11 protein-coding genes are annotated in these 14,494 nt (G+C 54.7%); 8 read left to right on the top strand and 3 right to left on the bottom strand.

All coding sequences use genetic code 11. The features are described from left to right. Nucleotides 1–208 precede the first annotated feature (208 nt). From deoC to deoD, 4 genes are all read left to right on the top strand, one after another. Nucleotides 209–988: a deoxyribose-phosphate aldolase gene (gene deoC, locus HV350_RS20940; protein WP_016155634.1), complete on the top strand. Its 780-nt coding sequence runs from the start codon at nucleotides 209–211 to the stop codon at nucleotides 986–988. A gap of 179 nt (nucleotides 989–1,167) precedes the next feature. After that, a complete protein-coding gene (gene deoA / locus HV350_RS20935; protein ID WP_016151609.1) occupies nucleotides 1,168–2,490 on the top strand; it encodes a thymidine phosphorylase in 1,323 nt (440 codons plus the stop codon). 50 nt (nucleotides 2,491–2,540) lie between these two features. Continuing rightward, nucleotides 2,541–3,764, top strand: a complete 1,224-nt coding sequence (gene deoB, locus HV350_RS20930; RefSeq protein ID WP_016151610.1) for a phosphopentomutase — start codon at nucleotides 2,541–2,543, stop codon at nucleotides 3,762–3,764. 202 nt (nucleotides 3,765–3,966) lie between these two features. Next, nucleotides 3,967–4,686: a purine-nucleoside phosphorylase gene (gene deoD, locus HV350_RS20925; RefSeq protein WP_000224864.1), complete on the top strand. Its 720-nt coding sequence runs from the start codon at nucleotides 3,967–3,969 to the stop codon at nucleotides 4,684–4,686. An 84-nt stretch (nucleotides 4,687–4,770) separates the two neighbouring features. On the opposite strand, the gene lplA is transcribed toward deoD, so the two are convergent. Together lplA and HV350_RS20915 are read right to left on the bottom strand one after the other, a co-directional pair. Continuing rightward, a complete protein-coding gene (gene lplA / locus HV350_RS20920; protein ID WP_016151611.1) occupies nucleotides 4,771–5,787 on the bottom strand; it encodes a lipoate--protein ligase LplA in 1,017 nt (338 codons plus the stop codon). Between the two features lie 20 nt (nucleotides 5,788–5,807). Then, nucleotides 5,808–6,449 carry a YtjB family periplasmic protein gene (locus HV350_RS20915; RefSeq protein ID WP_016151612.1) on the bottom strand — a complete coding sequence of 214 codons (642 nt, stop codon included), beginning with the start codon at nucleotides 6,447–6,449 and terminating at the stop codon, nucleotides 5,808–5,810. Between the two features lie 115 nt (nucleotides 6,450–6,564). Between HV350_RS20915 and serB the strand changes: the two genes are divergently transcribed. From serB to nadR, 3 genes are all read left to right on the top strand, one after another. After that, entirely contained in the window at nucleotides 6,565–7,533 is a 969-nt protein-coding gene (serB, locus tag HV350_RS20910; protein ID WP_181629255.1) for a phosphoserine phosphatase, read from the top strand. A gap of 83 nt (nucleotides 7,534–7,616) precedes the next feature. Next, on the top strand, nucleotides 7,617–8,999 hold the full coding sequence (gene radA, locus HV350_RS20905; protein ID WP_016151613.1) for a DNA repair protein RadA: 1,383 nt from the start codon (nucleotides 7,617–7,619) through the stop codon (nucleotides 8,997–8,999). Between the two features lie 65 nt (nucleotides 9,000–9,064). Beyond that, nucleotides 9,065–10,294 (top strand): multifunctional transcriptional regulator/nicotinamide-nucleotide adenylyltransferase/ribosylnicotinamide kinase NadR, encoded by a 1,230-nt coding sequence (nadR, locus tag HV350_RS20900; RefSeq protein WP_016151614.1) that lies wholly within the window; start codon nucleotides 9,065–9,067, stop codon nucleotides 10,292–10,294. Nucleotides 10,295–10,393: 99 nt separating this feature from the next. Here the strand turns inward: nadR and ettA are convergent, their stop codons facing one another. Then, complete coding sequence (gene ettA / locus HV350_RS20895) at nucleotides 10,394–12,061, bottom strand: energy-dependent translational throttle protein EttA (protein ID WP_003019019.1); 1,668 nt, start codon at nucleotides 12,059–12,061, stop codon at nucleotides 10,394–10,396. A gap of 408 nt (nucleotides 12,062–12,469) precedes the next feature. On the opposite strand from ettA, the gene sltY reads away from it, so the two are divergent. Beyond that, nucleotides 12,470–14,407: a murein transglycosylase gene (sltY, locus tag HV350_RS20890; RefSeq protein ID WP_047358370.1), complete on the top strand. Its 1,938-nt coding sequence runs from the start codon at nucleotides 12,470–12,472 to the stop codon at nucleotides 14,405–14,407. Nucleotides 14,408–14,494 lie beyond the last annotated feature (87 nt).

The following is a 14,494-nucleotide window of genomic DNA, read 5'->3' as shown; positions in this document are numbered from 1 at the left end:
CCACAACCTTTGATCCGGATGCGCCTGATGCCACCGCATCCCTTCCTGAAAGGTGATTTATTTGAAGTAGATCTCATTAGAGTAATGCAAATCTGTATGTGGTTTTCATTAACTGTGATGTATATCGAAGTGTAATAGCGAGCGGATGTTAGAATACTAACAAACTCGCAAGGTGAAATTTTATACGGCGATGCCGTTGGAGAATGTTATGACCGATTTAACAGCAAGCAGCCTGCGTGCACTGAAACTGATGGACCTGACCACCCTGAATGACGACGACACCAATGAAAAAGTGATCGCGCTGTGTCATCAGGCGAAGACCCCGGTAGGCAACACTGCCGCTATTTGCATCTATCCGCGTTTCATCCCTATCGCGCGTAAGACGCTGAAAGAGCAAGGTACTCCGGACATCCGTATTGCAACCGTGACCAACTTCCCGCACGGCAACGACGACATCGAGATTGCGCTGGCTGAAACCCGCGCGGCGATTGCCTACGGCGCGGATGAAGTTGACGTGGTGTTCCCTTACCGTGCCCTGATCGCCGGTAACGAGCAGGTTGGTTTTGATCTGGTTAAAGCATGTAAAGATGCGTGTGCGGCGGCAAACGTGCTGCTGAAAGTGATCATCGAAACCGGTGAGCTGAAAGAAGAGAGTCTTATCCGTAAAGCATCTGAAATCTCCATCAAAGCGGGTGCTGATTTCATCAAAACCTCTACCGGTAAAGTGCCGGTAAATGCGACGCCGGAAAGCGCACGCATCATGATGGAAGTGATCCGCGACATGGGCGTTTCTAAAACTGTAGGTTTCAAACCGGCAGGCGGCGTGCGTACCGCAGAAGATGCACAGCAGTTCCTGGCGATTGCCGACGAACTGTTTGGCGCTGACTGGGCCGATTCCCGTCACTATCGTTTTGGCGCATCCAGCCTGCTGGCGAGCCTGCTGAAAGCGCTGGGTCACGGCGACGGTAAGAGCGCAAGCAGCTACTAATTACTCGTCATACTGCAAGCCGCAGGTGTGTTAGCTGCACTCCCTCACCCCAGTCACTTACTGTAGTAAGCGCCTGGGGATGAGCTTCCTTGCCGCTTCCTGCGACTCGAATTGTTTAGAGTAATCATTCATTGCAGTGGGTTTTCCGCTGCATTTAACCTGATTTATCGGGGGTTACCATGTTTCTCGCACAAGAAATTATTCGTAAAAAACGTGATGGTCATGCGCTGAGCGATGAAGAGATTCGTTTCTTTATCAATGGGATTCGCGACAACACCATCTCTGAAGGGCAAATCGCCGCCCTGGCGATGACCATTTTCTTCCACGATATGACAATGCCTGAGCGTGTTTCGCTGACCATGGCAATGCGTGATTCAGGAACCGTGCTGGACTGGAAAAGCCTGCAGCTGAACGGCCCGATTGTGGATAAACACTCTACCGGCGGCGTGGGTGACGTAACATCACTGATGTTAGGCCCGATGGTCGCTGCATGTGGCGGCTATATTCCGATGATCTCCGGACGTGGTCTGGGTCATACCGGCGGTACGCTCGATAAACTGGAAGCCATCCCAGGGTTTGACATCTTCCCGGACGACGCGCGTTTCCGTGAAATTATTAAAGACGTGGGTGTGGCGATTATTGGGCAAACCAGCTCGCTCGCACCGGCGGACAAACGTTTTTATGCCACCCGCGATATTACCGCGACGGTGGATTCCATCCCGCTGATTACCGGCTCTATCCTGGCGAAAAAGCTGGCGGAAGGACTGGATGCGCTGGTGATGGATGTGAAAGTAGGCAGCGGCGCCTTTATGCCGACCTATGAGCTTTCTGAAGCGCTTGCCGAAGCGATTGTCGGCGTGGCGAACGGAGCGGGTGTACGTACCACCGCGCTGTTAACCGATATGAACCAGGTACTGGCATCCAGCGCAGGTAACGCGGTAGAAGTCCGCGAAGCGGTGCAGTTCCTGACAGGTGAATACCGCAATCCACGTCTGTTAGACGTCACGATGGCGCTGTGCGTGGAAATGCTGATCTCCGGCAATCTGGCGAAAGACGATGCCGAAGCCCGTGCGAAATTGCAGGCGGTGCTGGATAACGGCAAAGCGGCAGAGATTTTTGGTCGCATGGTTGCGGCGCAGAAAGGCCCGACCGATTTCGTCGAAAATTATGCGAAGTACCTGCCGACGGCAATGCTCAGCAAAGCGGTATATGCTGATACCGAAGGTTTTGTCAGCGCTATGGATACCCGTGCGCTGGGAATGGCGGTTGTTTCCATGGGCGGCGGTCGTCGTCAGGCTTCGGACACCATTGATTACAGCGTTGGCTTTAGCGACATGGCGCGTCTGGGCGACAGCGTAGACGGACAGCGTCCGCTGGCGGTGATCCACGCTAAAGACGAAGCCAGCTGGCAGGAAGCGGCGAAAGCGGTCAAAGCGGCAATTAGCCTTGACGATAAAGCGCCAGAAATTACACCGACAGTCTATCGTCGTATTACCGAATAACTGTATACTGATCTGATCGCTTTTTTGCGGCGCAGATGTTGGAGAACAAGATGAAACGTGCATTTATTATGGTGCTGGACTCCTTTGGTATTGGTGCGACTGAAGATGCGGATCGCTTTGGCGACGTAGGCTCAGACACTATGGGACACATTGCAGAAGCCTGTGCGAAAGGCGAAGCTGACAAGGGTCGCAAAGGTCCACTGAATCTGCCTAACCTGACCCGTCTGGGCCTGGTGAAAGCTCACGAAGGTTCTACCGGTAAAATTGCTGCTGGTATGGACGGTAATGCGGAAGTGATTGGTGCCTACGCCTGGGCGCATGAACTCTCTTCCGGGAAAGACACGCCGTCTGGCCACTGGGAAATCGCGGGTGTTCCGGTTCTGTTTGACTGGGGTTATTTCTCCGATCATGACAACAGCTTCCCGCAGGAACTGCTGGATAAACTGGTCAAACGTGCCAACCTGCCGGGCTACCTCGGCAACTGCCACTCTTCCGGTACCGTGATCCTGGATCAACTGGGTGAAGAGCATATGAAAACCGGCAAGCCGATTTTCTATACTTCTGCAGACTCCGTGTTCCAGATTGCCTGTCACGAAGAGACTTTTGGCCTGGATAAACTCTACGAACTGTGTGAAATCGCTCGTGAAGAACTGACCGAAGGTGGTTACAACATCGGTCGTGTTATCGCGCGTCCGTTTATCGGTGATAAAGCGGGTAATTTCCAGCGTACCGGTAACCGTCACGATCTGGCCGTTGAGCCGCCAGCACCGACCGTGCTGCAGAAACTGGTCGACGAGAAAGACGGTCACGTGGTTTCCGTCGGTAAAATCGCGGATATCTACGCTAACTGTGGCATCACCAAAAAAGTGAAAGCTACCGGCCTGGACGCGCTGTTCGACGCCACCATCAAAGAGATGAAAGAAGCGGGTGATAAGACCATCGTCTTCACTAACTTCGTTGATTTCGACTCTTCCTGGGGACATCGTCGCGATATCGCTGGTTACGCTGCAGGTCTGGAACTGTTCGACCGCCGTTTGCCTGAACTGATGGAACTGGTGGGTGAAGATGACATTCTGATCCTGACCGCTGACCACGGCTGTGACCCGAGCTGGACCGGCACTGACCACACCCGTGAGCACATTCCGGTGCTGGTTTACGGCCCGAAAGTGAAACCAGGCTCTTTAGGTCACCGTGAAACTTTCGCGGATATTGGCCAGACGCTGGCGAGCTACTTTGGTACATCGCCGATGGACTACGGTAAAAACATGCTGTGATACCCGTTGTCTTTCGCGCTGTAGATGCGTTGACTTCATTCGCTCGCCCCGGTCACATAGGTAATCTATGCTCCCGGGGGTTCCGAATTCGTCGCCTTCCTACAACGCGAAATCCTTAGGGTATTTGAATTCGTTTTGTCGGTTGGGTAAGGCATTGCTACCCCTCCCTCGACAAAAACAATAAATCAAAAGGGAACTGAAGATGGCAACTCCACATATTAATGCAGAAATGGGTGATTTCGCTGACGTCGTATTGATGCCGGGCGACCCGCTGCGCGCAAAGCATATTGCTGAAACTTTCCTCGAAGATGTTCGTGAAGTGAACAACGTTCGCGGCATGTTAGGTTTCACCGGTACTTACAAAGGCCGTAAGATCTCCGTTATGGGTCACGGGATGGGTATCCCGTCCTGCTCTATCTACACCAAAGAGCTGATCACCGATTTTGGCGTGAAGAAAATCATTCGCGTAGGTTCCTGCGGCGCTGTGCGTATGGACGTTAAACTGCGTGACGTGGTTATCGGTATGGGCGCCTGCACCGACTCCAAAGTAAACCGTATCCGTTTTAAAGATCATGACTTCGCAGCTATCGCTGACTTCGACATGGTGCGTAATGCAGTTGATGCGGCAAAAGCGCTGGGCGTAGACGCGCGCGTGGGCAACCTGTTCTCCGCTGACCTGTTCTACTCTCCGGACGGCGAAATGTTCGACGTAATGGAAAAATACGGCGTGCTGGGCGTGGAAATGGAAGCGGCGGGTATCTACGGCGTTGCGGCTGAGTTTGGTGCGAAAGCGCTGACCATCTGCACCGTGTCCGACCATATCCGTACTCACGAGCAGACCACTGCCGCTGAACGTCAGACGACCTTCAACGACATGATCAAAATCGCACTGGAATCCGTTCTGCTGGGCGATAAAGAGTAAGTGTTGTGATGCCCGGTAGCGCTGCGCTTACCGGGCTACAATCGATGTATGCCGGACCGCCATCCGGCATTTTCAGGCCAGCGTTTAGCTCACTGCACTGGCAATCCACGCTGACAGCTCGCGTAACTCTTTCTCCTGCTGTGGGAAATCAACCAGCAGCGCTTCGCACTCCTGTTGCAGCATATCCGCACGGTACAAACACCCCTGCAGACGACCCGCCAGCGCTTCTAACGGCGCGGGATTGAGGCTGTCGGTAAAGACCTGCGTACGGGTGATATGACCTTTTTCCACGTCGAAATGCAGCTCAACGCCGCCCCAGGTGAAACGCTCGTCCAGAAGGTGCGAGAACGCAGGCGCCTGACCAAAATTCCACTCCCAACTGCTCTGACGGGCAAAGGTTTCGGCAAAGTTCGGCAGATCCGGGGTTTTGTCCGGCGAGATAATTTCCGCTTCGACACGTTCGCCGTAGTGGGCAAAAAAGGCTTCCGTGATAGCCTGACAGACCTGTTGATGGGTGATGCCCGGCAACAGCTCCGTTAGATTCGCTACGCGTGAGCGAACCGAGGTGATGCCTTTGGCGGCGAGTTTCTTTTTATCCGGATTGAGATAGTTTGCCAGGCGGCTGAGATCGGCGTTCAACAACAGCGTGCCGTGGTGGAATCCGCGGTCTTTCGTTTCCCGATAAGCAGAGCCGGAAACTTTGCGATCGCCGTCTGGCGTTTTCACGACCAGATCGTTACGCCCGGAGGCGTCGGCGTCTACGCCCAGCGCGTTCAGGGCATGGAGGACAATAGCGGTAGAGATGGTTTTGTCGTACTCCGGTTTACCGGCCATAAAGGTAAAGCAGGTATTGCCTAAGTCATGGAACACCGCGCCGCCGCCGCTGCTGCGACGGGCGAGCCGCACGTTGTCTTCCTCCATACGGCGGGTATTACACTCTTTCCACGGGTTTTGCGCCCGGCCAATCACCACCGTATCGGCGTTACGCCACAAGAACAGGACGCGCTGCGTGGCGGGCATCTGGCGAAAAATGCACTCTTCGACCGCGAGGTTAAACCACGGATCGTAAGAGTCTGAGATAAGCAGGCGTAGTGTCGTCATGGTCGATTTCCTTTCTGTTATTACTCTTTCTTCTCGTTGTCTTCTTCCTGTACCGGTTTGTTGGCGGTCAGCAGGAAAGGGGATTGCTGCCAGCGGGTGCGCTTGCCTTGCAATAAGGTACGGGTGAGCACCACGCCAATTGCCAGTGACAGAAGCAGCATTAGGCGTAAGATGTTGGTGGTGTTATCCACCTGCTTGGCTTCGGTGGCGAGCGTGTGGGTATCCAGCGTCAGGCGTAGATAGCCCAGTGGACCATTTCTTCCCTGAATGGGCTCGACAATCTGCTGGTTAAAATAGCCCCCGGCTTTTTTACCGTCCAACGCCAGTCGGTCACGAACATTGACGCTCTCACCGGTGCGTGTAATCAGGTCTCCCTGTTCATCGTAGACCCCCGCATCCAGAATACGGCTACTTTCCGTGAGCTGCGAGAGTACTGCTTTAATGCGCTTTTCATCCGGCGTTTCGGTACGCATCAGCGGGGCGACGTTCAAGGAGACCTGGCGAGCCAGCGTGCGCGCCAGCTCTTCGAGCTGCGGATTACGCTGCTGTTGGTGGCTTTGACTAAACCAGGACGCGCCCTGCATCAGAGCAACGAGCAGCGCAAGGCAGGACAATACAATCACTGCACGATGAAGTCGGAATTTCAGTTTTGTGCGAGCCATATTCCACCTGCTGAAAATTTGAGACTTAATGTTGCCAGAAGCGCTGGTTACAGGGTAGCCTCATGCGTTATTTTCCCCTGATGATTCCGACCCGAACGATTTTACAGGAGCTTTAATGCCTAACATTACCTGGTGCGATCTACCTGAAGATGTTTCTCTGTGGCCAGGTCTGCCTCTCTCTTTAAGCGGTGATGAAGTCATGCCGCTGGATTACCACGCGGGCCGCAGTGGCTGGCTGCTGTACGGTCGTGGGCTGGATAAACAACGGTTAACGCAATACCAGAGCAAACTGGGTGCAGCGATGGTGATCGTGGCGGCGTGGTGCGTTGAGGATTATCAGGTGATTCGTCTGGCGGGCTCGTTAACGCCGCGTGCGGCAAAACTGGCGCATGATGCCAAACTGGATGTTGCGCCACTGGGTAAAATTCCGCATTTGCGCACGCCGGGTTTGCTGGTGATGGACATGGATTCAACGGCTATCCAGATCGAGTGTATCGATGAAATTGCCAAACTGGCGGGAACCGGCGAAATGGTTGCGGAAGTCACCGAACGCGCGATGCGCGGCGAGCTGGACTTTACCACCAGCTTGCGCAGCCGCGTGGCGACGTTGAAGGGCGCTGATGCCAATATTTTGCACCAGGTGCGCGAAACGCTACCACTGATGCCTGGCCTGACTCAGCTGGTGTTAAAACTGGAAACGCTCGGCTGGAAAGTGGCAATTGCCTCCGGCGGTTTTACCTTCTTTGCCGATTATCTGCGTAACAAACTACGTCTGACGGCGGCTGTGGCAAACGAGCTGGAGATCATGGACGGTAAATTCACCGGCAACGTGATCGGCGATATCGTCGATGCGCAGTACAAAGCCAACACCCTGACCCGCCTGGCGCAGGAGTATGAGATCCCGATGGCGCAGACGGTGGCGATCGGCGATGGCGCCAACGATCTGCCGATGATCAAAACGGCTGGACTGGGTATAGCGTATCATGCCAAACCCAAAGTGAATGAAAAGACGGAGATTACGATCCGTCACGCTGACCTGATGGGCGTGTTCTGCATTCTCTCTGGTAGCATGAACCAGAAATGATTTAATTGCCTGATGGCAAAGTGACCGTAGGCCGGATAAGCGCCCACGCTGTCCGGTAAACGCGCTAACGAAAGAGGTAAAACGTGGCCAAAGCTCCAAAACGCGCCTTTGTTTGTAACGAATGCGGGGCCGATTACCCGCGCTGGCAAGGGCAATGCAGCGCCTGTCAGGCCTGGAACACCATTACCGAGGTACGCCTTGCCGCGTCACCAACGGTGGCGCGTAACGAGCGGCTCAGCGGCTATGCCGGGAATGCGGGCATCGCAAAAGTGCAGAAGCTGTCTGATATCAGCCTTGAAGAGTTGCCGCGTTTTTCCACCGGATTTAAAGAGTTTGACCGCGTGCTGGGCGGCGGTGTGGTGCCCGGCAGCGCCATCCTGATTGGCGGTAACCCCGGCGCAGGGAAATCAACGCTGCTGCTGCAAACGCTGTGCAAGCTCGCTGAGCAGATGAAAACCCTGTACGTCACCGGCGAAGAGTCTTTGCAACAGGTGGCGATGCGCGCGCATCGACTCGGTCTGCCGACGGCGAATCTGAACATGCTGTCGGAAACCAGTATCGAACAAATTTGCCTGATTGCCGAAGAAGAACAGCCGAGGCTGATGGTTATCGACTCCATTCAGGTGATGCACATGGCGGACATTCAGTCTTCGCCGGGCAGCGTGGCACAGGTACGTGAAACCGCGGCTTACCTGACCCGCTTTGCCAAAACGCGCGGCGTGGCGATTGTCATGGTCGGCCACGTCACCAAAGACGGCTCGCTGGCCGGTCCAAAGGTGCTGGAGCACTGTATTGACTGCTCGGTGCTGCTCGACGGCGACGCCGATTCTCGTTTCCGTACTCTGCGTAGCCATAAAAACCGCTTTGGCGCGGTGAATGAGCTGGGCGTCTTTGCCATGACCGAACAGGGGCTGCGTGAAGTTAGCAACCCTTCCGCCATCTTCTTAAGCCGTGGCGATGAAGTCACCTCCGGCAGTTCGGTGATGGTGGTCTGGGAAGGCACGCGCCCGTTGCTGGTGGAGATTCAGGCGCTGGTCGACCATTCGATGATGGCGAATCCGCGTCGTGTGGCGGTTGGTCTGGAGCAGAACCGTCTGGCGATTCTGCTGGCCGTGCTGCATCGTCACGGCGGCTTGCAGATGGCGGATCAGGACGTGTTCGTCAACGTGGTTGGCGGCGTGAAGGTTACCGAAACCAGCGCCGATCTGGCACTGCTACTGGCAATGGTTTCCAGCCTGCGCGACCGACCGCTGCCGCAGGACTTAGTGGTCTTTGGCGAAGTGGGACTGGCGGGCGAAATCCGTCCGGTACCCAGCGGCCAGGAGCGTATTTCGGAAGCGGCGAAGCACGGCTTTCGTCGGGCGATTGTTCCTGCCGCCAACGTGCCGAAAAAAGTGCCGGAAGGGATGCAGGTATTTGGCGTTAAGAAGCTTACGGATGCTTTAAGCGTGTTTGACGACCTATAATAAAATACCCGTCGTCTTTCCGGCGGTATTGGGTATTACGTTTATTTTTACAGCAGGAGGCTCTTGTGTCATTTGATTATCTGAAAACTGCCATTAAGCAAAAGGGCTGTACCCTGCAACAGGTGGCAGATGCCAGTGGCATGACCAAGGGATATTTAAGTCAACTGCTGAATGCCAAAATTAAAAGCCCCAGCGCGCAAAAGCTGGAGGCGTTGCACCGGTTTCTCGGGCTGGAGTTTCCGCGCCAGCAGAAGAATATCGGTGTGGTATTCGGTAAGTTTTATCCGCTGCATACCGGCCATATCTATCTTATCCAGCGCGCGTGTAGTCAGGTCGATGAACTGCATATCATCATGGGGTATGACGACACGCGCGATCGCAGCCTGTTTGAAGACAGCGCTATGTCGCAACAGCCCACGGTGCCCGATCGTCTACGCTGGCTGCTGCAAACCTTTAAGTATCAGAAAAATATCCGTATTCATGCCTTCAACGAAGAGGGTATGGAGCCGTATCCACACGGTTGGGATGTGTGGAGCAATGGGATTAAAACGTTTATGCAGGAGAAAGGGATCCAGCCTAACTGGATTTACACCTCTGAAGAGTCAGATGCCCCGCAGTATCTGGAACATCTGGGGATCGAAACCGTGCTGGTGGATCCCAAACGAACGTTTATGAACATCAGCGGCGGGCAAATCCGTGAGAACCCATTTCGCTACTGGGAGTATATTCCTACAGAAGTGAAGCCGTTTTTCGTGCGCACTGTGGCGATCCTCGGCGGAGAGTCGAGCGGAAAATCGACGCTGGTGAACAAGCTCGCCAATATCTTTAACACTACCAGTGCGTGGGAATATGGGCGTGATTACGTCTTCTCCCATTTGGGTGGTGATGAGATGGCGTTGCAGTATTCCGACTACGATAAAATCGCCCTGGGACAAGCCCAATACATTGATTTTGCTGTCAAGTATGCCAATAAAGTGGCGTTTATCGACACCGATTTCGTTACCACTCAGGCCTTCTGCAAAAAGTATGAAGGGCGTGAACACCCGTTTGTGCAGGCCCTGATTGACGAGTATCGCTTTGACCTGGTGATCCTGCTGGAGAACAATACTCCATGGGTGGCGGATGGCTTACGCAGTCTCGGCAGTTCGGTTGACAGAAAAGCGTTTCAGTCGCTGCTGGTCGAGATGCTGCAGGAAAACAATATCAATTTTGTGCACGTTCAGGAGCCCGACTATGACGGTCGATTTCTGCGCTGCGTGGAGTTGGTGAAAGAGTTGATGGGCGAGCAGAGATAGCGTAAATGCCGGATGGCGTTGCGCTTATCCGGCCTACAAGTCGCACTAACCTCGTAGGCCGGATGAGGCGTAACGCCGCCATCCGGCGCTTAACGGTAATTACTTCGAAATACGCTTGTACTTAATACGCTTCGGCTCCAGCGCATCTGCGCCCAGCGTGCGTTTCTTGTACTCTTCGTATTCGGTAAAGTTACCTTCGAAGAACTCAACTTTACCTTCATCCTGGTAATCCAGAATGTGGGTCGCGATACGGTCGAGGAACCAACGGTCGTGCGAGATGACCATCGCACAGCCCGGGAACTCCAGCAGGGCGTTTTCCAGCGCGCGCAGGGTTTCGATATCCAGGTCGTTGGTTGGTTCATCAAGCAGCAGCATGTTGCCGCCAACCTGCAGCAGCTTCGCCAGGTGCAGACGACCGCGCTCACCGCCGGAGAGTTCGCCTACGCGTTTACCCTGATCAACACCTTTAAAGTTGAAGCGGCCTACGTAGGCGCGGCTTGGCATCTCGGTGTTGCCGATCTTCATGATATCCAGCCCGCCGGAAACTTCTTCCCACACGGTTTTGCTGTTGTCCATGGCGTCACGGAACTGGTCAACGGAAGCCAGCTTGACGGTTTCACCCAGCGTGATGGTGCCGCTGTCTGGCTGTTCCTGGCCGGACATCATACGGAACAGGGTAGATTTACCCGCACCGTTCGGACCGATGATGCCGACGATGGCGCCTTTCGGTACGGAGAAGCTCAGGTCGTCAATCAGAACGCGATCACCGTAGGATTTACGCAGATTGGTTACTTCAACGACTTTATCACCCAGACGTGCTCCAGGTGGGATAAACAGTTCGTTGGTTTCGTTACGCTTCTGGTATTCGGTGTTGTTCAGCTCTTCAAAGCGTGCCAGACGGGCTTTACCCTTAGACTGACGGCCTTTAGCGCCCTGACGCACCCACTCCAGCTCTTTCTCAATGGATTTACGGCGAGCCGCTTCCTGAGACGCTTCCTGCGCCAGACGCTGATCTTTCTGCTCCAGCCAGGAGGAGTAGTTGCCTTCCCATGGAATACCTTCGCCGCGGTCAAGTTCCAGAATCCAGCCCGCAACGTTGTCGAGGAAGTAACGGTCGTGGGTAATCGCCACCACGGTGCCTTCGAAGTCGTGCAGGAAGCGTTCCAGCCACGCAACGGATTCGGCGTCCAGGTGGTTAGTCGGTTCGTCGAGCAGCAGCATGTCTGGTTTTTCCAGCAGCAGGCGGCACAGCGCGACGCGGCGGCGTTCACCACCGGAGAGGTTCTCAATTTTAGCGTCCCAGTCCGGCAGACGCAGGGCGTCAGCGGCACGCTCAAGCTGCACGTTCAGGTTATGGCCGTCGTGCGCCTGAATGATCTCTTCAAACTTGCCCTGTTGCGCAGCGAGTTTATCGAAGTCGGCGTCCGGCTCGGCGTACTTTGCGTACACTTCATCCAGACCTTTCAGCGCGTTAACCACTTCGGCAACCGCTTCTTCCACGGATTCACGAACGGTATGTTCCGGGTTCAGTTTCGGTTCCTGCGGCAGGTAACCGATTTTAATGCCAGGCTGTGGGCGAGCTTCACCTTCGATATCGGTATCAATGCCGGCCATGATGCGCAGCAGGGTCGATTTACCCGCGCCGTTCAGACCAAGAACACCGATTTTGGCGCCAGGGAAGAAGCTCAGTGAGATGTTTTTAAGAATATGACGTTTCGGCGGAACGACTTTGCCGACACGATGCATGGTATAAACAAATTGGGCCACGTTGGACTCGCCTCTTTATTTATCCCGTCATACTTCAAGCTACAGATGCGTTGGCTGTGAGTTACTCGGCTCATCCATGAGCCTCGCCCTTGCGGGCCGCTGCTCCGCAGCGTTCAAATCTGTTCCTGACAGATTTGTCGTTCCCCCCAGTCACGCACTTTGTACGCTCAGGGGATTTACTCCCTCGCCGCCTTGCTGCAACTTGAATTATTTAGGGCTAATTATTGGTAAATAGTTATCAAAGGCGAAGTGTAGCCTTTTTCATTGCCCAATCCCAGCCAGCAGATCTCACTCGCAACAAAAGTAAAAAAGTGTCCGTGACGTGGCGCATTCTGCAATGTCTGGTTAGCATGAACTAATTAAGCGGCATGATGCTGCACAGACGTAACATGAGAAGAGGAAGAGCTTGTGGACAAAGCCAATCAATTTACCTGGCGCCTGCTGGCGGCCAGCGTATGTCTGCTGACGGTCAGTCAAGTGGCGCGAGCCGATTCCCTGGATGAGCAGCGCAGTCGCTATGCGCAAATTAAACAGGCCTGGGATAACCGACAGATGGATGTCGTAGAGCAGATGATGCCCGGCCTGAAGAATTATCCTCTGTATCCTTATCTGGAATATCGTCAGATTACTGACGATCTGATGAATCAGCCCACCATTACCGTTACCAATTTTGTGCGCGCCAACCCGACGCTGCCCCCCGCGCGTACTCTGCAATCACGTTTCGTGAATGAACTGGCGCGACGGGAGGACTGGCGTGGACTACTGGCGTTCAGCCCAGAAAAACCGGGTACCACGGAAGCGCAATGCAACTATTACTTTGCGAAATGGAGTACCGGGCAAACCGAAGAGGCCTGGCAGGGCGCGAAAGAACTGTGGTTGAGCGGGAAAAGCCAGCCCAACGCCTGTGACAAATTATTCGGCGTATGGCGCGCCTCAGGAACTCAGGATCCGCTGGCGTATCTGGAGCGTATTCGTCTGGCGATGAAAGCCGGGAATACCGGTCTGGTCACGGCGTTGGCTGGACAAATGCCCGCGCAATACCAAACTATCGCTTCGGCGATCATCGCGCTGGCCAACGATCCGAATTCGGTGATGACCTTTGCACGCACCACTGGCGCGACGGATTTCACCCGACAGATGGCGGCGGTGGCTTTTTCCAGCGTGGCACGTCAGGATGCGGAAAACGCCCGCCTGATGATCCCGTCTCTGGCGCAGGCGCAACAGCTGAATGACGAGCAAACCCAGGAGTTGCGCGACATCGTCGCCTGGCGTCTGATGGGCAATGACGTTACCGATGAGCAGGCCAAATGGCGCGATGACGCCATTATGCGCTCGAATTCCACCTCGCTTGTGGAACGCCGTGTGCGCATGGCGCTGGGAACCGGCGATCGTCGTGGTCTGAATACCTGGCTGGCGCGTCTGCCAATGGAAGCAAAAGAGAAAGATGAGTGGCGTTACTGGCAGGCGGATCTGCTGCTTGAGCGCGGGCGCGAGGCGGAAGCCAAAGAGATCCTGCACCAGCTCATGCAGCAGCGCGGTTTCTATCCGATGGTGGCGGCACAGCGTCTGGGTGAAGAGTACGAGCTGAAAGTGGATAAAGCCCCGGCAAACGTTGACTCTGCGCTGACTCAGGGACCGGAAATGGCACGTGTGCGCGAGCTAATGTACTGGAACCTGGACAATACCGCGCGCAGTGAATGGGCGAATCTGGTCACCAGTCGCACGAAGTCTGAGCAGGCTCAGCTGGCGCGTTACGCGTTCAACAATCACTGGTGGGATCTGAGCGTACAAGCGACGATCGCCGGTAAGCTGTGGGATCATCTGGAAGAGCGTTTCCCACTGGCCTACAAGGATCTGTTTACACGCTACACCAGCGGCAAGGATATTCCGCCAAGCTATGCGATGGCGATAGCGCGTCAGGAAAGCGCCTGGAACCCGAAAGTAAAATCGCCGGTTGGTGCCAGCGGGCTGATGCAGATTATGCCGGGCACGGCGACGCATACGGTGAAAATGTTCTCGATTCCAGGTTACAGCAGCCCGAGCCAACTACTGGATCCTGATACCAACATCAACATTGGTACCAGCTATTTACAGTATGTCTATCAGCAATTCGGTAATAACCGCATTTTCGCGTCGGCGGCCTATAACGCCGGACCGGGGCGCGTTCGCACCTGGCTTGGCAATAGCGCGGGTCGTATCGATGCTGTCGCGTTTGTCGAAAGCATTCCATTCTCTGAGACGCGTGGCTACGTGAAGAACGTGCTGGCTTACGATGCGTACTATCGCTATTTCCTCGGTGACAAACCGGAGTTGATGAGCGACGCAGAATGGCAACGTCGTTACTGATCGTGTCGGTTGTGTTATGCTATCGTACTCGTTAAAGAGTACAAAAGGGGGAGGCAAGCACGCTTCCCCCGCAACGATGGCGATAAC

The sequence above is a fragment of the Citrobacter sp. RHBSTW-01013 genome, assembly GCF_013781985.1.
Lineage (GTDB): Bacteria > Pseudomonadota > Gammaproteobacteria > Enterobacterales > Enterobacteriaceae > Citrobacter > Citrobacter braakii.
This window is presented reverse-complemented; position numbering and strand designations above follow the sequence as displayed.

Bases quoted from the DNA above. Each gene is read 5' to 3' on its own strand.
- deoA (WP_016151609.1), top strand. From the start codon at position 1,168: ATGTTTCTCGCACAAGAAATTATTCGTAAAAAACGTGATGGTCATGCG.
- HV350_RS20915 (WP_016151612.1), bottom strand. From the start codon at position 6,449: ATGGCTCGCACAAAACTGAAATTCCGACTTCATCGTGCAGTGATTGTA.
- lplA (WP_016151611.1), bottom strand. From the start codon at position 5,787: ATGACGACACTACGCCTGCTTATCTCAGACTCTTACGATCCGTGGTTT.
- serB (WP_181629255.1), top strand. From the start codon at position 6,565: ATGCCTAACATTACCTGGTGCGATCTACCTGAAGATGTTTCTCTGTGG.
- deoC (WP_016155634.1), top strand. From the start codon at position 209: ATGACCGATTTAACAGCAAGCAGCCTGCGTGCACTGAAACTGATGGAC.
- deoB (WP_016151610.1), top strand. From the start codon at position 2,541: ATGAAACGTGCATTTATTATGGTGCTGGACTCCTTTGGTATTGGTGCG.
- deoD (WP_000224864.1), top strand. From the start codon at position 3,967: ATGGCAACTCCACATATTAATGCAGAAATGGGTGATTTCGCTGACGTC.